Genomic DNA, 17,167 nt, shown 5'->3' on the forward strand with positions numbered 1-17,167 from the left:
TCTTCAGAGGAGCCGGTGGTCGTGATTATTCGTCCAATCCGGACAGTTCGCCGATTACTCGGCTGGCGAGCGGGCCCAGCGTGGCCATGCCGTCGCGAATCGCCGATCGGGTACCGGGCAGGTTCACCACCAGCGTGCTGCCCGAGATGCCCGCGAGTCCGCGTGACAGACCCGCGTCCAGCGAGCCCGCGACGCGTCCGGAGGAACGCAGCGCCTCGCTGATACCGGTGAGTTCCCGGTCCAGCACCTGCGAGGTCGCCTCCGGAGTCACATCGCGCGGGGACATACCGGTGCCACCGACCGAGATCACCAGATCGACGCCGCCGATCACGGCGGTGTTCAGCGCATTACGGATCTCCACCTCATCGGCCTGCACGGTCACCGAAGCGTCCACGAGGAAACCCGCCTCGGTCAGCAGTTCGGTGACCAGCGGGCCCAACGAATCCACACCTCCATGCGCCGTTCGATCGTCGACGACAACCACAAGTGCGCGCCCAGCCACAGGAGCATCGATTTCCATGGTGCTCACCGTAGCGTCCGCGTCGAAGAGCCGGGCGTCGGAGCCCAGAAGCTCCGCGTCCATACCGAGCAGCTCGCCGAAGTGGCCCGGCGCGTCCGCGTCCACGACCAGCCGAGGTGTCCAGCCTCCGGGCAGCACGCGCATCATCGGCCGCCGTCCGCGGCTGCGCCGGTGAGGGTAACCTCGACGGTTTTCGCGTTGTTGCCCTGGTCATCGGTGTAGGTCAACTTCACTTTGTCTCCTGGTTGATGCGAGCGAACCGCAGCGATCAGCGAGTCACCCGAGTCGATGGTCCTATCGTCCAATTTGGTCACGATGGTGCCCGCCGGAATGCCGGCCCTGGCGGCCGGGCCATCCGGGGTGGCCTCCAACACCCGTGCGACTCTGTCCTGTGCCTTCAGCTTGATACCCAGCTGTGCGTAGGTCGCGTGACCAGTCTTGATCAGCTCGTCGGCGACTCGGCGGGCCTGATCGACCGGAATAGCGAAACCGAGGCCGATCGAACCGCTCTGCTGACCGCTGACCTCGCTGCCGCCGAGGCTGGCAATCGCGGTGTTGATGCCGATCAGGCTGCCGTTGCCGTCCACGAGCGCGCCGCCGGAATTGCCTGGATTGATCGCCGCGTCGGTCTGGATCGCGTCGATCACCGGGTTCACCGAGGTATCCGGGGTGCCCTCCCCCTGCGTGGAAACCGGCCGATTCAGCGCGGAGACGATGCCGGTGGTGACTGTGCCTGCCAGCCCAAGCGGCGAACCGACCGCGATGACCGGCTGACCGACCTGCAGGTTCGAGGATCCGCCCAGCTCTATCGGGGTCAGCCCGGACTTGCCGTTGACCTTCACGACCGCCAGGTCCGACACCGGGTCCGCGCCGACCAAGGACGCGGGCGCGGTGCTGCCGTCGGCGAAGACGACCTCCATCTTGGCGTTCGCGCCGCCGCCCGCGGCCACGTGATTGTTGGTCAGGATCAGACCGTCCGAGGACAACACGACGCCGGAGCCCTCACCTTCGGCCCGATTGCTCGCCACCTTGATCATCACCACGCTCGGCAGCACCTTCTGCGCTACCGCCTGAGTGGAACCCGCGGGCGCGCTGGCCACGTTGTTGACGTTCGGCTTCGGTGCGTCCAGCGCGTTGGTCACCGCCGAATGCCCGGTGTCCGACCTGGTCGCGATGGCACCGACCGCACCGCCGACACCACCGCTGACCAGCGCGAGAGCGACCGCGCCAAAAACCAGGCCGGTGCGGATCGGCCGCCGCGCGGGACCGGTCGGTGGTTGCGCGCCGTAGGCGCCGGACTGAAGCGGCGGATCGAACGACGAGGAGTTGTATTCGCGACCGAACTCCGCTCCAGGGAACGCCTGCGTCTGCCCGACGCCGATCTGCTGAGGTGAGGTCTGCCAGGGCGTGTTCTGATACTGCGGGTAATTCGGTGCCGGCCCGCCAGCCTGCGCTCCGTATCCCGCGTAGGGCGAACCCTCGGGACCCGCCTGCGCGGCCGGGATCTGCTCCGTCGAATGAGGACCGGGGGCGGCGCCCGCAGCCGCCGATTCCCCCTGCCGGTCCGTGAAATCCTCGGTCATGGTTTTCGTTCCTCCTCACGTCTACCGACAAGCTTGGCGGCGACGGCTTAGAGCGAACTGAGACCGTGCTATCAGTTCTCCGAGTATTTTCGGTTACTGATCGCGTCCGTCGGCGGCGGAGCCCGTTGTGGACGTACCACCCTCACCTGGTAACACGATACGGATCAGGGCGCCGCCACGGGCCGATGTATCGATGCTGATAGTGCCGCCGTGCTTGGTGACCACCTGCTTCACGATAGCCAGCCCGAGCCCCGAACCCGGCATAGACCGGGAGGCCGTGGTCCGGTAGAACCGCTCGAAGACCAGCTCGCGCTCCGCGGCCGGAATTCCGGGACCCGCATCGTCGACGGCCAACTCGAGCAGCCCGCGTCCGGTCTCGCGCATCGTGACATACACCCGCGCCGCGGCCGGACTCCATTTGGCGGCATTGTCGAGCACATTGAGAATCGCCCGCTCCAGCCCCGCCTCGTGGCCATAGACGAACCACGGCCGTAGCTCAGCGTCGAACTCGATCGAACCGCGGCGCCGTCGCGCCCGCTCCAGCGCGCGTTCGGCCACCTCGCCGAGATCGATACGGTCGTAGACGGTTTCGGGTGCGTCCTCGCGCGCCAGATCGACCAGATCCCCGACCAACGTGGACAGCTCCTCGATCTGCGCGATCACATCCGAGCGCAGTTCGGCCATGTCCTGTTCCGGAATCGCGGGCGCACCGGGACGGCTGGAGGCGATCAGCAATTCCATATTGGTGCGCAACGAGGTGAGCGGCGTACGCAATTCGTGGCCCGCGTCGGCGACCAATCTGCGCTGCCGGTCGCGTGATTCGGCCAGGGCGCGCAGCATCGTGTTGAAACTCTCGGTGAGCCTGGCCAATTCATCGTCGCCGGTCACCGGGATCGGTGTCAGGTCATCGGTGCGTGCGATGCGTTCGGTGGCGGCGGTCAGTCGTGCGATCGGCCGCAACCCGGTGCGGCCCACCGCAGTACCCGCCGCCGCCGCGATCACCACCCCGCAGCCGCCGACTACGAACAGCAACCACGCCAGCCGATCGAGCACCGCCCTCGTCGGCTCCAGGCGCTGTGAGATGATCAGCGTCGAACCGGAATGCGTCGGCACGGCGAGCACGCGTTGGTTGCTCACAGTGCGCAACGATGAGGACAGCTCACCGTCGGCGACCGCGATTTCCTCCGAGCCCACCGGCGGAATCGTCTGCTGCGGCGGTATATACGACTTATGGTCGGTGAAGATCAGCGCCACACCGACATCATTGGAGAAAAGCCCGGCGAGCACGATCGACTGAAAGCCGAGGCTCTCGAAGTTGTTGTTGATCATCGTTGCGGCGCGCGCCTCGAGTTGCGAGTCGACATCGGCGTATAACGAGCGCGCGACCATGGCGTAGGCCGCGATCGAGGTCATCGCGACCGCGATCGCGACAACCGACGCCGCGAGCAGGGTCACCCGCCAGCGCAGTGAGACCGATCTGGTCAACGGCATCGGCGGGCGCATCTCCTGCGAATCCGCTGAACGCTGCTGGCCCAACTCGGCGACCGCAAGTCGTTTCGGAGCAGTTCGTGCCATGGTCGTGCCGGCCTACGGTGGTGTTTCGCGAAGTACGTAGCCGACGCCGCGCACGGTGTGGATCAGGCGGGGCTCACCATCGGCCTCGGTCTTGCGGCGCAGGTATCCGATGTAGACCTCGAGCGCATTTCCCGACGTCGGGAAGTCGTACCCCCACACCTCCTCGAGAATGCGGCTGCGTGTCAGCACCCGGCGCGGATTGGCCATCAACATTTCCAGCAGTGAGAATTCGGTGCGGGTCAGGCTGATGGAACGCTCGCCGCGAGAAACCTCCCGTGTCACCGGGTCCAGCGACAGATCAGCGAACGTCATGGCCTCCGAGGTCTCGCCCAGATCGGGCACCCGCCTGCGTAGCAGGGCCCGCAGTCGAGCCAGCAATTCCTCCAGCGCGAACGGCTTCGGCAAATAGTCATCGGCACCAGCATCTAGTCCGGCTACCCGCTCGGATACCGAATCCCGCGCTGTCAAAACCAGAATCGGCAGATCGTCACCGGTACTACGCAGGCGTCGGCAAACTTCGAGCCCGTCCATCCGCGGCATCATCACATCGAGAACAAGCGCATCCGGTCGCTGCGCGGTTGCTTTCTCCAACGCGTCGAGGCCATCTACCGCCAGATCCACGGAGTAGCCGTTGAAGGTCAGCGACCGGCGCAGTGATTCACGGACGGCGCGATCGTCGTCGACTACCAAAATGCGCATACCAACAGTTTGACCGCATCGACTGAGAGCCGACTGAGAGGTCCGCTTCCGACACGCCGCGCCTCTACCGTATCCTGCTGAAACCAGCTATCCCGGCGACTCAGTCGGGTGACCAGGGACGTTAGCTGTCATACATAGAACACGTCTCACCGCAGAACCAATTTGAGGCTTGAAAGATGTTCTGTGTAGCCATATTCCGCCGAATATTAGACTGGGCGCTCCAGATTGCCGTTGCCCACTCTGCACGGTAAGTTCCCTGCGGTAAAAGAAGACCTCTAGTTGGTTCTCAGCGGGTTGATTCAAAACCGAACAGCCACGCGCCAATCCGAGGGCCACTCGTGAAGCGGAGGCAACGGAAGCGGATGGAAGCTGCACCGCGGTCCTGGCAATTCAGACTGTCCAACTGGTCCGTCACTCGCAAGGTCGGCATCGTGCTCGTGCTCCCGGTGTTGCTGGCCACCGTGTTCGCGGTCCTCCGCATCAACAACGAACTGCGCACCATGTCGCAGTTGGACGCAGCAACCGAACAAGCCATCGTCATCCGCCCGATCAACAAGTTCGGCACCGCCACTGAACAACTCGCGGTCGCCGTGACCGCCTCCTGGGGCAACACCGCCGACCCGGCCACCGACGCGGCGCTGACGAAATTCGATCAGGCGCTGGCCGATCTCGAGACCTCGATGAGCAACGCCAAGATAAGCAGCCGGGTCTCCTCCGAACTCGCCTCGGCCGTCGCCACCGGTACCACCATGCGCAACAGCCTGCGCAACGGTTCGCCTGCCATGGTCGGTGAGCAGTCCGACGAGATCGCGACACGCATCGGCAACGCGCTCGCGATGTCACCGTCGGTGGAAGACCTCGTCATTCAGCGCTACTTCCTGCAGATCGGCGCGATCCAGACAGCCCGGCGCGTGCTCACCCAGCAGCGCATGTTTATCGGATCCCCCGACGCGGACCGCAATCCGAGCGTCCAACCGCGCGTGCTCACCTCGGCGGGCGCCGAGATGACCATGGTCAATACCTACGCGGTCATCCTGCCGGACAACGCGACCAACATGCGCCCGCTGCTGGACGCGGTGGGAGTCCGGCTCGCCGCATTCAGCCAGAACTCGGGCGATCCGACGTCGGACCCGGCGGTGCTCGGCTCCCTGCAGGTCAGCGCCGACACCTACGAGAAGACGACCAACCACCTCACCGACACCATCGACGAGGCCCTGGCCGATCGGACCACCGAGGCACAGACCAGCGCGCTTCGCGAGACCACGATCGTGATCGGCATGCTGCTCGCGGGCCTGGCCCTGGCCCTCGCGGTGGCGCGGACCCTGGTCGTCCCGGTCCGCAGGCTGCGCCGCGACGCACTCGAGGTCGCGCACATCAAACTGCCCGAGGAACTCGAGGTGGTGCGCAGTGGCGGCGCGACGCCGACCATCAGCCCGGTCGCCGTGCACACCACCGACGAGGTCGGCCAGCTGGCCCGCGCGGTCGACGAAATCCACGAACAGGCCCTGAATCTGGCGGCCGAACAGGCCCGCATGCGACTGCAGATCGGGAACATGTTCGAAACCCTTTCCCGCCGCAGCCAGTCGCTGGTCGAACAGCAGCTGACACTGATCGAAGATCTCGAGCACGACGAGGACGACGGCGAACGGCTACAGAGCCTGTTCCGCCTCGATCACCTCGCCACCCGCATGCGCCGCAACGGCGACAACCTGCTCGTGCTCGCGGGCACGGCGCTGCGCCGCGGCCAGCTGAACCCGGTGCCGCTGTCGGACATGCTGTGGAGCGCGGTTTCTCAGGTCGAGGACTACCAGCGCGTCGAGATCGGCGCGATGCCCGACGGCATCGTCGCGGGTGAACCCGCCGTCGATATCGAGCACCTGCTCGCCGAACTGATCGACAACGCGTTGCGCTACTCACCACCGACCACCCCGGTCGCGGTGATGATCGCGCGAGCTGTCGATGGCGGCTACCTGATCGAAATCACCGACCGCGGTCTCGGTATGGCGCTGGACGACCTACAGACCACTAACGAGCGACTGGCTTCCGGTGGTGAGGTCACCGTCGAAACCGCCCGCCGTATGGGCCTCTTCGTCGTCGGCCGACTAGCGAAGCGGCACACCATCACGGTCAGCCTGCGCCGGACCTCGACCATGGCACAGCAGCCGGGCATCACCGCCAGCGTGCATCTGCCCGGTGCCCTCGTGGCACCGCCGATGGACCCGGAGCCGACGCAGCGGACTCTGGAGGCGCCGGTCCTGCCCGCGCAGCCGCCGCGCACGCTGGTTCCGGTGCCGAGCCTGCCGCAGCGTGACACGCAACGCTTCGGGGTGACCAGTTCCGGTCTGCCGCAACGCCGTCCCGCCGTTCGCGCCGCCGACGCCGATCCACAGCCAACGGTTTCGGTGCCCACCGCGAACGGCGATCCAACCAGTGCCCTGCCCGATATGTTCGCCGAACACCCGATCACCGAGGACTCCGGCATCAATATGCCGCGGGTGGCACCGCTCAATGCCACAGCGGAGGAAGCGGATTCGCCCGACACCGAACCATGGAGCCTGCTCGACATGGGTTCCCATCCGGTGATCGACACCGGGTCACATCCGGTTGTCAGCGGCGACGACGAGCCCGTCGAGCCCACACCCAGCGGCGAGGTGGAGCCGCAGGTCCCACCCGAGGCTCCCGCCGATCCGCGGGCCGAGACCGACCCATTCGTGAACACCGGCCCCAACCCGGTCATCACCCGCGAGCCCGCGACGGTATCGATGCGCCCGCCACTGCCAGCCAGAAAGCCCGCTGCCGCACCGGAATCCGCAACGGTCACCTCGTCCCGGCTGCAACCGGTACAGGGCGAAACTCCGACTCCGATCTATCAACGGATGGTCTCGGAATGGCTGGTCGAGCCCGCGACCTCACAATCATCCGAAACCACCTGGTCCTCCCCCGCCGCGGACGCGGGCTGGATGGCGGCCGCGGACGCCGCCCGGCCGACCAGTACCTCCCGCACGGTGGGCGGGCTGCCGATCCGGCGCCCCGGCGCACAGTTGGTACCTGGTGGTCTGACGCCGGCCGAAGACGCGGGGGCTCGTGATCCGGATGAAATCCGGAGCAACCTCACCAGGCATCTCAGTGGGGTCCGCAGTGGGCGGGCCGATGCCCAGTACAACGACGGAGGGCTTGGATGACCAACGCGAACAGCACCACCGATGAGAACCTGAACTGGCTGGTCACCCGCTTCACCCGGGACGTCCCCGGGGTGTCACACGCGGTTCTGGTGTCGGCGGACGGCCTGTTGCAGGCCACCAGCCCACACCTACCGAGCGATCGTGCCGAACAACTCGCCGCCGTCACCGCCGGACTGGCCAGCCTGTCCGCCGGCGCCGCGCAGTTGTTCGACGGCGGCAAGGTGATGCAGTCGATCGTGGAGATGCAGCGCGGCTACCTGCTCGTGATGAGCGTCGGCAATGGCTCGCACCTGGCTGTGCTCGCCAACAAGTCGCACGACATCGGCCGCATCGGCTACGAAATGGCGCTGCTGGTCGATCGAGTGGGCACAGTTGTCACCGCGACCGCCCGTACCGCCGTCTGAGGGTGAGATGTCCAGCCCCAACGGCCCCGGACCACATAATCGACCGACAACTCGGGTAAGACCGTATGCACTGACCTCCGGGCGCACCGAGCCCGCGGTCGACCTGCCGCTCGAGGCTGTCATCGAAACCCTCTCCTATACTGCACATCTCGACTGGCCGACCGGCGATATTCGCACGGAGATTTTACGGCTGGGCACCCACCGCCTCTCGGTTGCCGAGATTGCCGCGCACCTGGATCGGCCACTGGGCATGGTCCGGGTCGTGATCGGTGATCTGGTCGTCGACGGAATACTGCGGGTGCATTCGACCCTGACCGAAGAGGCGAGCTTCGAAGAGCGCCGTTCACTTATGGAGAGGACTTTGCGTGGACTCCGCGCGTTATAACAACTCGGCGCCCAGCGACGCCGACACCCGCGTCGCCTCGACCAAGATCGTCGTGGCAGGCGGCTTTGGAGCAGGCAAGACGACCTTCGTCGGTGCGGTGTCGGAGATCGTCCCGCTGCGCACCGAGGCGATGGTGACGCGGTTCTCCGACGGCATCGACGACCTCGCCGACACACCGGAGAAGGAAACCACCACGGTCGCCATGGATTTCGGCCGGATCGTGCTGCCAGGCAATCTGGTGCTGTACCTGTTCGGCACACCTGGCCAGCGCCGCTTCTGGTTCATGTGGGACGACCTGATTCGCGGCGCCATCGGCGCGGTGGTGCTCATCGACACCCGGCGACTCGAGGACAGTTTCGCCGCGGTCGACTTCTTCGAAGCACGCAAGCTGCCGTTCCTGATCGCGGTCAATCGTTTCCCCGACGCGCCCCGATTTCCGATCGCCGAACTGCGCGAGGCGCTTTCGGTGCGTGAGGGGGTGCCGATCGTCGATATCGACGCGCGCAACGCCATGGAGGTGCGTCAGGCACTCGCCGCGGTCACCGAATACGCGATCGCTCAGCTGAAGGCGCTCGAACTGGAAGGATCCGCCCAGCATGCATGAGGTCCGGTTGTTCTCACTCGGGAACGGCGGTGCAGCGGTGGATCAGTTCGCCCTCGGCTACTGGATCGCCGCACTCTCCCTGGGGATATCGGTTGTCGGCGCGGTGGTCGGGGTGGCCTGCATCCTGCACGGATCGCGCTCGGTCCGGTTCCGGCTGGTGTGGGTGACCTCGGCGGCGGTGTCGATCGGCGGCGTAGGGATTTGGCTGGCCACCTCGGTGGTGCTGCTCGGCGTTCGTGTAACCGGTAGCGACGTGCGGTTCGAAGTGGGCGGGCTGATCTCGTCGCTGGTCGCGGCGTTCGCCGCGGTATTCATCGCACTACTGATCATCGGCCGCACCCTGCACCTGCCGCGACTGATCGGCGGCGGCCTCGTCATGGGCGTCGGTATCGGCCTGGCGCTCTACCTGGACATCGGTTCGATCCGTATCCAGGGCTCGGTCGAAATCGCGCCGTTGCTCGCCACGTTGTCGCTGGTGATCGCGATCATTACCGCGACGTCCACCCTGTGGTCGGTGCAGGCTTTCCACTTCCTGATGGCCAGGGCCGCGACCACAGTGTTGTTCGGGATCGGTGTCGCGGGCATGTACTACGCCGGTATCGCCGCGCTAGATCTGACGGTTGACCCGGCTGCGAAGGTGCCGACCGGATTGCCGTTGTTCGACTTCGTCTTTCCGATGTTCGTCGTCGGTTCGCTCGCGTTGACCGTGCCGATCAGCGCGGTGCTCATCGCACCGGATCGACGCGACACCGCGGCGATCGCCGAGACTGCCCGCCGGGCGGGGCTCGAGCCGGCGCGCTGAACACACCACCGGCTCGAGCCACCTGATCTTGCTGGGCCCGTTGGGTTTACGAGATCGGCGCCGGCATTTCGCCGACCCGCTTATTCGGATCGATGATGCCGAACGGCTCACCCTGCGGGCCTGCTATCAGCGCGGACCGTCCAACCGGCGAGTCCACCGCGGGTTGCAGCACCGTGCCGCCGAGCTCGCGCGCCGTGTCGATGCCTGCGTCGACATCGTCGTATTGGAACCACACCAGCCAGTAGTCCGGCATGGTGGCGGCTGCCGTGGCCGAATCGTCGCTCAGTCCACCGACACCCTCGGTGCGGGCCGGTGGGGTGAAGATCGAGTATTCCGCCGGACCGAACTTGAAATCGGTGTAGCCGAAACCGAATACGTCGGCGTAGAACGATTTCGCCGCCGCCAGGTCGCGGGTGCGCAGTTCGTTCCAGCAGTAGGCGCCGTGTTCGTTGTACACCGCCGCGCCGTTGTGCGCCTTCGCCTCCCATACGGCGAATACGGCATCGCCCGGGTCCGCTGCGACGAACATCCGGCCGAACTCCATTACGTCGAAGGTCGGCATCAACAGCCTGCCACCCGCCGCGGTCACCTTCGCCGCGGCGGCTTCGGCGTCTTCGACCGCGAAGTAGGTGGTCCAGACCGCCGGCATCCCGGGCATCGAATCCGGTTTCGGGCCGATTCCGGCTGCGGCGGCACCGGATTTCGCGGCCATCAGGTAGCCGCCGCCCCCCGGATCACTGCCCTGAATCTCCCAGCCGAACAGTTGTGCGTAGAACTCGCCGGCCTTGACCGGATCGTCGACCTGACAGTCGATCCAGGCCGGTGTGCCCGGTTGCCAAACCTCGTTGCGTATGGGCATCGGAAGCCTCCGTTTCGCGTGAGTTTCGGTGTCGTCTCGATGGTCGAGCAATCGCCACCCACAACCCGCGGTGTCCGCGGTATTCGAACCTTGCCTCTCAGCACTCGGCGACCACGCGAACCATCCCTAGTCAACCACTGTCGACCACTCGCGACTAGGAGTTTCGCCCGGTTCGGCAATGCCATTTGTTTCCCGGCCCGCCCGCCCTACAGTAGAACGTGGGTTTCGGATCTCGACACCGCCGACGGGAGTCCGCGGCGGCTTGACCGAGCACCGCAGCGGAGGGGTTCGGCCAGTGGGATTCGATCAGGAGGAACCGGACGTGACGCCGGAACAGGACGCCGTGCTGCGCGATATCCAAGTCCAGTTGCGCGGGCCAGGGCTGGTCGGTTGGCCGCAGCTCGGCACCGACACGCAGGGACATGCCCGGTCGCTGGTTGACGGGTTGGCGGCGGCGCTGGATCGGATCGATGCACTAGAGCACGAGTCGAGTGCGTTGCGTTCGCAGATCGACGAATTACGCACCGAGATAAGCGAACTGGAGGCGACAACGGCCGAGCTTTCCGAACGGACGCAGCGGCTGGACGGGCCGCATTGGCCGTGGCCGCTGTCGTTGATCGAAGGTCCGGCCACGCTGGTTGGCGAGCAATTGGCGCGGTTGGAATCGCTGTTGCCGGAGTTGCCCGGTTTGCCTGGTCACCGCGACTCCGGCTGTGCGCTCATGGCGAACGAGCGGACTACCGAGCCCGGATCCGGCGTACCGACATCGCACGATCGATAACACGCGCTGGTCCAAGCGCACGCGAATCCCGCAGGTAGACAAGGATCTATGACGGGATGGTCGGCCGATGGGCCGGAAGATTGGCGATGAGCGGGTTCCCTCGGGGGTCCGAGAGAACCCGCCCTCCCGAATGAGGGTACCGGCGCGCAGAGGCGAAATCATCAGTTCGCCAAGACTTTTACGGACGCCAAAAACCAACTCTCAGTATGAAATTCGCCGGATGGCTATTTCTTCGCAACTGAGACTTTGAAATAGTAGCATGTGATGCAGGGCACTGCGTTTGCTACATAATTGCGATGCTTCGACCAACGTGCCCGAATATGCTGTGCATTCGCCACCCATAACAGCGGTCGGCGAGACGAGTCCGACCACCGCTCATCAGGCTCATCCGAAGGAGTTCGCATGGCCGTCAACGTGGTGCTCGACAAAGCGCTGGACAAAGAGTACGAGATCAAATCGCTCACGGAGATCCTCGCCGCACCGCCCTCGGCGCTCGCGGGACTCACCGCAGCGCACGACAAGCAGCTGCTCGACGCCCTGAAGATCAAGACGATCGCAGACCTGGGTAACAACAAGTTCTTCCGGCTCGCCGCGACCTTAGCCGATCTGGCCGCCAAGGAAGGCTGATCGAGACCTCGATAACACGATGGCCCGGCAGAATTATCTGCCGGGCCATCGTCGTTCGAGCACGTCCGTCCGGCAGCGGGTCAGATCCGATCGAGGTCGATCAGCCCACGCCGCACCGCCCCCAGTAGTCGCCGTGGCACCTTGCGCACGACGCCGCCGACGCTGACCGGCACCAGATCGGGCGGCGTCGCCTTCCACTGCGCGCGACGGCTGCGCGTATTCGACCGCGACATCCTCCGCTTCGGGACCGCCATATCAGCCCTCCCCTCGTTCGGGCCGGGACGCACCCGCGCGGGCCCGCTTGCCGTACTTGCGCTCGAACTTCTCAACCCGCCCCTGGGTGTCCATCACGCGATGCGCGCCGGTCCAGAACGGATGCGAATCGGAGGTCACGTCCACCACCAGCAGTGGGTAGGTGTTCCCGTCGGTCCACTCCACCGTCCGCGTACTCGTCGAGGTCGACCTCGTCAGGAATTGTTTCCCGGTGCTCGAATCCTCGAACACCACTGGGTGGTAGTCCGGATGTATTCCAGCCTTCATTTCGCTTCTCCTCTCGGGCTTTTCGATTGTCCGGCCGTGCCATCGACGGGCAGTCCGGTTGAATCGCCGGTGTCGCAGGGGTCGGCATGCCATTCGCCGAACGGGTCATCCCACTGCGCAACCAATTCCGGCGCGTACTGCAGCAGGCGCAGCTCGTCGTCCTCGACCAGCGCCCAGTGCAGGGCCTGACGGACCTCGGTAGGGTCGGCGTCGTGTACCAGGACGACCAGCGAGATATCGCGGTCGCCGAACGTATCGTCCCAGCGCAACGCCGCCATCGCCCGCCGTGCCGGATCGACGACGTCCGTCTCGGCTCTGCCCATCGCCGCCAGCCACGGCCCGGCACCGCCGACGCGCAGCCCGCCGCCGGCCGACTCCAGCCACACCACCTCGTCAGGCTGGGTGGCAAGCCACATCCGGCCGCGCGCGGTCACCACGCCATCAAAGAGCACGTCGAGCGCGTCGTGCAGGCGTCCGGGATGAAATGGGCGGCTCGCGGCGAATTCGATCAGGGTCACACCGTCGTCGGTTCCCAACGGCGGTTGCCCGCGCAATAGCGGCGCGTGCGCATCGAAGGTCCGGCCGCGCCTGGAGGACGCGGGAATCCGGGCGAGCAGCGAGTCGATATCGGCCGCACCGAGATCGTTGTGATCGTTGACCCACGCGACAGGTGCGTCGGGCACCAACCGGGCCAGCACCGCGCCGAGCCGCGACCGATCAAGCGGATCACCAAGCGCCACAAGAGCATCGGCGAAATCGACCTGCCCGACCGCGAGCTGCGCGACGGTCCGGTCATCCTCGGCGGTGGCGAGGCCACGCTCGGCGAGCGTCTGGTCACCCGTCGCGTCGGCGAGCCATACCGTGGCGTCCAGACAGGTCAGCACGGCCTCGATGCGCACATCGCGTCCGGCGGGCCCGTCGACCCGGCCGACCACACCGCTGACGACCACACTCTCGATCGCCTGACAGACCGCTTCGGCCTCGAACGCCGGATCCAGCGCCAGCACAATGCGATTCACCGAATCGCGTGCGGCGAGTGCGCACAACAGGGGCAGCAGGTCCATCCGCAACGTGCACGAGACACAACCGTGCGCCAGCTCCAGCACCTCCGAGGTTTCATGCACGGCAGTGCGCACCGTCCGGTGCACGATCCCCTCACCGAGACCGCGCAGATCGTGCCGAATGGTGACGGTGCCCGCCGCCGCGCGCAGTACCTCGGCCGCGCGGTCGACGCCCGCGGTCGCGTGCCCGTCGAATCCGGCGACCACCACGACGGGTGTTCTCCGGTCGGACTCGGCCCCGGGTGGAAGTAGGCCGGGATCAGACACGGCAGCCCCTTTCGATAACGATTTTCATTTGCTGGAGCTCGACGGTACATTGCCGAGCGACCGTTGTCGAAAATGATTGTCATCTACTGGAGGGAGTCCGCATGTCGGCCCACTGCCAGGTCACCGGACGCAAGCCCGGATTCGGCAAGTCCGTATCGCACTCACACAAGCGGACGAGCCGTCGCTGGAATCCCAACATCCAGCGCAAGACCTATTACCTGCCCAGCGAGGACCGGCGCATCACGCTGACCGTCTCCACCAAGGGCATCAAGACCATCGACCGGGACGGGATCGAAGCCGTGGTGGCTCGGATCCGGGCCCGCGGCGACAAGATCTGACAGGAGCGACCATGGCATCGAAGTCGACCGAAATCCGACCGATCATCAAGCTGAAATCCACTGCGGGAACCGGATATACGTACGTCACCCGCAAGAACCGGCGCAACGATCCGGATCGGATGGTGCTGCGCAAATATGACCCCGTGGTTCGCAAGCACGTCGATTTCCGCGAGGAACGCTGATGGCGAAGAAATCGAAGATCGCACGCAATGAGCAGCGCCAGGAAATCGTCGCGCGCTACGCCACCCGACGCGGCGAACTCAAGGAGTTGATCCGCAATCCGGCGACGCCGGATGCCGAGCGGGCCGCGGCACAGTCGGCGCTACAGCGGCTGCCACGCGATGCCAGTCCGGTACGATTGCGCAATCGGGACGCCGCGGACGGACGACCGCGCGGTCATATCCGGAAGTTCGGGCTCTCCCGTGTGCGAGTGCGCGAGATGGCTCATCGGGGCGAATTGCCCGGTGTGCACAAATCGAGCTGGTAGACAACCACTGTTCTCGTGAGAAGGAAACCCCTCATATGGCAGTCAAGCGAGCACCGTCGAAGAAGGTTCGCGCCGAGCAGGCGCGCCGCCCCAAAAAGAACCCGCTCATCGCGGCGGGCATCGAAATCGTCGACTACAAAGACGTGAACCTGCTGCGCACGTTCATTTCCGATCGCGGCAAGATCCGCAGCCGCCGGGTCACCGGGCTCACCCCCCAACAGCAACGCCAAGTAGCCATCGCGGTCAAGAACGCCCGCGAAATGGCATTGCTACCGTTCACCAGCCGTTAAGAACGGCCAAGATCACCCAGCGAGGCCCCCGAAGCAACACTCCGGGGGCCTCGCCCGTTCAGTGCCGCGCAACGGCCAAACGAAAAGCCCCGCCCACGAACCGAACTGAATGCAACAAGCCGGGAGTCAAACCCCCACCCACGCGCCACGACACCATAAACACCGCTAGCGAATCCGAAACTGCATGCGCCACAACGAGTGTCACACAAGCCTGCTCACGCGCCCACTCGCCACGACAACAGTTTTCGAGCGAAGCGAGATCGAGCCCCTCGGCTGTCAAACCACAGCACCTATCTGTGTACAGAAGCAGTAGGTGCCGCACGAGCCTACTTGCGTGCCCACTGGGCGCGACAACAGTTTTCGAGCGTAGCGAGATCGAGCACTAGAGTTCGCGGCCGGCTCGCGTCCGAGGGGCAAATACGACGCGACGAAGGAGCAAGTATTTGCCCCTCGGACGCGAGCCATAGGGGCCGCGAACACGCCGCGCCAGCGGCCAATAAACACAGCAAACCTCACTGGACTACCCAAACCCCGAGTCCCCCGCAACCCCACCCACGCGCCCCGCCACAACACAGTCTCGCAGCAAGATCCAGCCCCCTCAGCTACCAAAACACAGGCACCCAACCGGGCACAGAAACAGCCGATGCCGCACCAACCCCCATACGCACCCACTCGCCACAACACCAGCTTCCGAGCGCAGCGAGACCAAGCCCCAAAGTTCGCGGCCGGCTCACGTCCGAGGAACAAATACGAAGCAACGCAGAAGCAAGTATTTGCCCCTCGGACGCGAGCCTTCAGGCCCGCGAACACGCAGCGCCGCAGGCGCTGCCAAAAATCACGGAATCGTCAGAACCTGGCCGACGCCGATCACGTCCGGGTTGTCGATGCCGCTGGCGTTCGCAATCTCGTGGTAGCGGTTGCCGTCGCCGTAGAAGCGCTCGGCTACGGCCCACAGGGTGTCACCCGGCTCGACGACGTAGGTCTGCGCCGCCGGGGCGGGCGGCGGGGGCGGCACCTCTTCGGCGATCGGCTCGGCGACCGGCTCGGCGACCGGCTCGGCAGCCACGACTTCCTCGACGATGATCGGGGTGTCGGTATGGGTGCCCGACGCCCACAGCGCGCTGCCGTCGGTGCCGTAGAGCACCACATTGCGGTCTGCCTGCACAGTCAGCCGGTCGGCTTCCCGGCCATTGGTCTCGGACGCCCAGGCCGCGTCTTCGCCCTTGTAGAGCACAAAGTTGCCGTCCGGCTGCAGGACCGCCCGCTGAACTCCCTGATTGTGAGTCTGGGTGGCCCACACGACATTTCCATCCGGCTCCGACAACACCAGGTTGCCATCCTCTTGCAGGGTGAGGGTGTAAGCACCGCCAACCAGAGTCTGGCCGATCCCGAGTTCTTCACCTACGCGCAGCGTGTCGCCCACGTTCTTCCTTTCAAAAAGTAACTGTGCCAAGCATCCGATCTCGATGCCCGCCATAACGCCGTGACGGGCATCGGGGCCTAATCTACTGCCCGCTCAACTCGCACATAGGCATTACGCGCACGGTTCGCCGAAAGTTCACTGTGTGTGCTTCATCGCTGTGTTGGATTGCCGCACAATGGGTACGGATATATGCCTGGGTAGCTGCGCGCGCCGTCGCGGCGGTTCGCCCGCGCCGGGGAAGGGTCAACTAGGGTGGTGCCCATGTACCGGATGTCGAGCGCACGCACTGTTGCCGCTGCCGCGGCCATTATGTTGGTCGGTCTCGCCGTCGCGGGCTGCGGCAGCTCCGAAGATGGTGCCGCACAAGAGAACACGACAACATCGGCGACGAAGACGGCACCGGCGACGCCGGTGGAGGATACCGGCGGCAACTCGGGCCAGCTGTTCGTCGCCGATCCCACCATTGTCGGGGCGCATCCGATTCCGTTCACCTCATGGACCCGGGTCGCCGACGATCGGATAGCGGTGAATTTCCAGACCGGTTCGCCCGAATGCTACGGCGTGGATGCCACCGCGACGGAAACCGATACGACCGTCACCATCGAGCTGCGTTCCGGCACGCGCGCCGACGCGGTCGGCCGGATGTGCACGATGATCGCGGTATTCGGCACACTCGAGGTGCCGTTGAAGGCACCGCTGGGCGATCGACAGGTCCTAAGTGCCGCATAGCGACTGAAAGG

At 65.5% G+C, this 17,167-nt stretch carries 21 protein-coding genes; 12 read left to right on the plus strand and 9 right to left on the minus strand.

The window, feature by feature from the left end; translation table 11 throughout:
• Positions 1-25: 25 nt before the first annotated feature.
• From LKE06_RS02650 to LKE06_RS02665, 4 genes are all read right to left on the minus strand, one after another.
• A complete protein-coding gene (locus tag LKE06_RS02650; protein WP_227999252.1) occupies positions 26-583 on the minus strand; it encodes a MogA/MoaB family molybdenum cofactor biosynthesis protein in 558 nt (185 codons plus the stop codon).
• 80 nt (positions 584-663) lie between these two features.
• Positions 664-2,103, minus strand: a complete 1,440-nt coding sequence (locus LKE06_RS02655; protein ID WP_227996889.1) for a S1C family serine protease — start codon at positions 2,101-2,103, stop codon at positions 664-666.
• Positions 2,104-2,196: 93 nt separating this feature from the next.
• Positions 2,197-3,606 carry a HAMP domain-containing sensor histidine kinase gene (locus LKE06_RS02660; RefSeq protein WP_227999253.1) on the minus strand — a complete coding sequence of 470 codons (1,410 nt, stop codon included), beginning with the start codon at positions 3,604-3,606 and terminating at the stop codon, positions 2,197-2,199.
• Between the two features lie 84 nt (positions 3,607-3,690).
• Positions 3,691-4,377: a response regulator transcription factor gene (locus LKE06_RS02665; RefSeq protein ID WP_227996891.1), complete on the minus strand. Its 687-nt coding sequence runs from the start codon at positions 4,375-4,377 to the stop codon at positions 3,691-3,693.
• Positions 4,378-4,739: 362 nt separating this feature from the next.
• Here LKE06_RS02665 and LKE06_RS02670 point away from each other — a divergent pair, with 362 nt between their 5' ends.
• The 5 genes from LKE06_RS02670 to LKE06_RS02690 are packed head-to-tail and all read left to right on the plus strand — an operon-like array spanning position 4,740 to position 9,754.
• Positions 4,740-7,559, plus strand: a complete 2,820-nt coding sequence (locus LKE06_RS02670; RefSeq protein ID WP_227996893.1) for a sensor histidine kinase — start codon at positions 4,740-4,742, stop codon at positions 7,557-7,559.
• Positions 7,556-7,963 carry a roadblock/LC7 domain-containing protein gene (locus LKE06_RS02675; protein ID WP_227996895.1) on the plus strand — a complete coding sequence of 136 codons (408 nt, stop codon included), beginning with the start codon at positions 7,556-7,558 and terminating at the stop codon, positions 7,961-7,963. The genes LKE06_RS02670 and LKE06_RS02675 overlap by 4 nt, the downstream gene beginning before the upstream one ends.
• A 7-nt stretch (positions 7,964-7,970) precedes the next feature.
• Positions 7,971-8,348, plus strand: coding sequence for a DUF742 domain-containing protein (locus LKE06_RS02680; protein ID WP_227996897.1), 378 nt, complete (start codon positions 7,971-7,973; stop codon positions 8,346-8,348).
• Positions 8,329-8,952, plus strand: coding sequence for a GTP-binding protein (locus LKE06_RS02685; RefSeq protein WP_227996899.1), 624 nt, complete (start codon positions 8,329-8,331; stop codon positions 8,950-8,952). Before LKE06_RS02680 ends, LKE06_RS02685 begins: the two co-directional genes overlap by 20 nt.
• A complete protein-coding gene (locus tag LKE06_RS02690) occupies positions 8,945-9,754 on the plus strand; it encodes an MHYT domain-containing protein (protein ID WP_227996901.1) in 810 nt (269 codons plus the stop codon). The genes LKE06_RS02685 and LKE06_RS02690 overlap by 8 nt, the downstream gene beginning before the upstream one ends.
• Positions 9,755-9,800: 46 nt before the next feature.
• Here the strand turns inward: LKE06_RS02690 and LKE06_RS02695 are convergent, their stop codons facing one another.
• On the minus strand, positions 9,801-10,613 hold the full coding sequence (locus LKE06_RS02695; protein WP_227996903.1) for a VOC family protein: 813 nt from the start codon (positions 10,611-10,613) through the stop codon (positions 9,801-9,803).
• Positions 10,614-10,935: 322 nt separating this feature from the next.
• Here LKE06_RS02695 and LKE06_RS02700 point away from each other — a divergent pair, with 322 nt between their 5' ends.
• Positions 10,936-11,394, plus strand: coding sequence for a hypothetical protein (locus tag LKE06_RS02700; protein WP_227996905.1), 459 nt, complete (start codon positions 10,936-10,938; stop codon positions 11,392-11,394).
• Between the two features lie 402 nt (positions 11,395-11,796).
• A complete protein-coding gene (locus LKE06_RS02705; protein ID WP_227996907.1) occupies positions 11,797-12,021 on the plus strand; it encodes a hypothetical protein in 225 nt (74 codons plus the stop codon).
• An 80-nt stretch (positions 12,022-12,101) separates the two neighbouring features.
• Here LKE06_RS02705 and rpmF read toward each other — a convergent pair whose 3' ends face one another.
• The 3 genes from rpmF to mrf are packed head-to-tail and all read right to left on the minus strand — an operon-like array spanning position 12,102 to position 13,889.
• Entirely contained in the window at positions 12,102-12,275 is a 174-nt protein-coding gene (gene rpmF / locus LKE06_RS02710) for a 50S ribosomal protein L32 (RefSeq protein WP_227996909.1), read from the minus strand.
• Position 12,276: 1 nt separating this feature from the next.
• The gene (locus LKE06_RS02715; protein ID WP_227996911.1) at positions 12,277-12,561 is read right to left on the minus strand and encodes a type B 50S ribosomal protein L31; all 285 of its coding nucleotides are present in this window, start codon (positions 12,559-12,561) and stop codon (positions 12,277-12,279) included.
• Positions 12,558-13,889: a ribosome hibernation factor-recruiting GTPase MRF gene (gene mrf, locus LKE06_RS02720; RefSeq protein WP_227996913.1), complete on the minus strand. Its 1,332-nt coding sequence runs from the start codon at positions 13,887-13,889 to the stop codon at positions 12,558-12,560. Before mrf ends, LKE06_RS02715 begins: the two co-directional genes overlap by 4 nt.
• Before the next feature lie 101 nt (positions 13,890-13,990).
• Here mrf and rpmB point away from each other — a divergent pair, with 101 nt between their 5' ends.
• From rpmB to rpsR, 4 genes are read left to right on the plus strand one after another with little or no spacing between them, the layout of a single operon-like run.
• On the plus strand, positions 13,991-14,227 hold the full coding sequence (rpmB, locus tag LKE06_RS02725; protein WP_227996914.1) for a 50S ribosomal protein L28: 237 nt from the start codon (positions 13,991-13,993) through the stop codon (positions 14,225-14,227).
• Positions 14,228-14,238: 11 nt separating this feature from the next.
• On the plus strand, positions 14,239-14,409 hold the full coding sequence (gene rpmG / locus LKE06_RS02730; RefSeq protein ID WP_014988312.1) for a 50S ribosomal protein L33: 171 nt from the start codon (positions 14,239-14,241) through the stop codon (positions 14,407-14,409).
• Positions 14,409-14,714: a 30S ribosomal protein S14 gene (gene rpsN, locus LKE06_RS02735; RefSeq protein WP_227996916.1), complete on the plus strand. Its 306-nt coding sequence runs from the start codon at positions 14,409-14,411 to the stop codon at positions 14,712-14,714. The genes rpmG and rpsN overlap by 1 nt, the downstream gene beginning before the upstream one ends.
• A gap of 35 nt (positions 14,715-14,749) precedes the next feature.
• The gene (gene rpsR / locus LKE06_RS02740; protein ID WP_040750662.1) at positions 14,750-15,004 is read left to right on the plus strand and encodes a 30S ribosomal protein S18; all 255 of its coding nucleotides are present in this window, start codon (positions 14,750-14,752) and stop codon (positions 15,002-15,004) included.
• Positions 15,005-15,839: 835 nt separating this feature from the next.
• Here the strand turns inward: rpsR and LKE06_RS02745 are convergent.
• On the minus strand, positions 15,840-16,481 hold the full coding sequence (locus LKE06_RS02745; protein WP_227996917.1) for a LysM peptidoglycan-binding domain-containing protein: 642 nt from the start codon (positions 16,479-16,481) through the stop codon (positions 15,840-15,842).
• A 207-nt stretch (positions 16,482-16,688) separates the two neighbouring features.
• Between LKE06_RS02745 and LKE06_RS02750 the strand changes: the two genes are divergently transcribed.
• Positions 16,689-17,156 carry a hypothetical protein gene (locus LKE06_RS02750; RefSeq protein WP_443678125.1) on the plus strand — a complete coding sequence of 156 codons (468 nt, stop codon included), beginning with the start codon at positions 16,689-16,691 and terminating at the stop codon, positions 17,154-17,156.
• Positions 17,157-17,167 lie beyond the last annotated feature (11 nt).

The organism is Nocardia australiensis, from assembly GCF_020733705.1.
GTDB classification, from domain to species: domain Bacteria; phylum Actinomycetota; class Actinomycetes; order Mycobacteriales; family Mycobacteriaceae; genus Nocardia; species Nocardia australiensis.

What these genes read in the sequence shown, in the direction of transcription:
- LKE06_RS02675 (WP_227996895.1), top strand. Translation starts at nt 7,556, where the DNA reads ATGACCAACGCGAACAGCACCACCGATGAGAACCTGAACTGGCTGGTC.
- LKE06_RS02715 (WP_227996911.1), bottom strand. Translation starts at nt 12,561, where the DNA reads ATGAAGGCTGGAATACATCCGGACTACCACCCAGTGGTGTTCGAGGAT.
- rpsN (WP_227996916.1), top strand. Translation starts at nt 14,409, where the DNA reads ATGGCGAAGAAATCGAAGATCGCACGCAATGAGCAGCGCCAGGAAATC.
- rpmB (WP_227996914.1), top strand. Translation starts at nt 13,991, where the DNA reads ATGTCGGCCCACTGCCAGGTCACCGGACGCAAGCCCGGATTCGGCAAG.
- LKE06_RS02680 (WP_227996897.1), top strand. Translation starts at nt 7,971, where the DNA reads ATGTCCAGCCCCAACGGCCCCGGACCACATAATCGACCGACAACTCGG.
- LKE06_RS02660 (WP_227999253.1), bottom strand. Translation starts at nt 3,606, where the DNA reads ATGCGCCCGCCGATGCCGTTGACCAGATCGGTCTCACTGCGCTGGCGG.
- LKE06_RS02690 (WP_227996901.1), top strand. Translation starts at nt 8,945, where the DNA reads ATGCATGAGGTCCGGTTGTTCTCACTCGGGAACGGCGGTGCAGCGGTG.
- LKE06_RS02670 (WP_227996893.1), top strand. Translation starts at nt 4,740, where the DNA reads ATGGAAGCTGCACCGCGGTCCTGGCAATTCAGACTGTCCAACTGGTCC.
- LKE06_RS02705 (WP_227996907.1), top strand. Translation starts at nt 11,797, where the DNA reads ATGGCCGTCAACGTGGTGCTCGACAAAGCGCTGGACAAAGAGTACGAG.
- LKE06_RS02745 (WP_227996917.1), bottom strand. Translation starts at nt 16,481, where the DNA reads ATGGCGGGCATCGAGATCGGATGCTTGGCACAGTTACTTTTTGAAAGG.
- rpmF (WP_227996909.1), bottom strand. Translation starts at nt 12,275, where the DNA reads ATGGCGGTCCCGAAGCGGAGGATGTCGCGGTCGAATACGCGCAGCCGT.
- LKE06_RS02650 (WP_227999252.1), bottom strand. Translation starts at nt 583, where the DNA reads ATGGACGCGGAGCTTCTGGGCTCCGACGCCCGGCTCTTCGACGCGGAC.
- LKE06_RS02750 (WP_443678125.1), top strand. Translation starts at nt 16,689, where the DNA reads ATGTACCGGATGTCGAGCGCACGCACTGTTGCCGCTGCCGCGGCCATT.
- LKE06_RS02695 (WP_227996903.1), bottom strand. Translation starts at nt 10,613, where the DNA reads ATGCCCATACGCAACGAGGTTTGGCAACCGGGCACACCGGCCTGGATC.
- rpmG (WP_014988312.1), top strand. Translation starts at nt 14,239, where the DNA reads ATGGCATCGAAGTCGACCGAAATCCGACCGATCATCAAGCTGAAATCC.
- LKE06_RS02665 (WP_227996891.1), bottom strand. Translation starts at nt 4,377, where the DNA reads ATGCGCATTTTGGTAGTCGACGACGATCGCGCCGTCCGTGAATCACTG.
- rpsR (WP_040750662.1), top strand. Translation starts at nt 14,750, where the DNA reads ATGGCAGTCAAGCGAGCACCGTCGAAGAAGGTTCGCGCCGAGCAGGCG.
- LKE06_RS02655 (WP_227996889.1), bottom strand. Translation starts at nt 2,103, where the DNA reads ATGACCGAGGATTTCACGGACCGGCAGGGGGAATCGGCGGCTGCGGGC.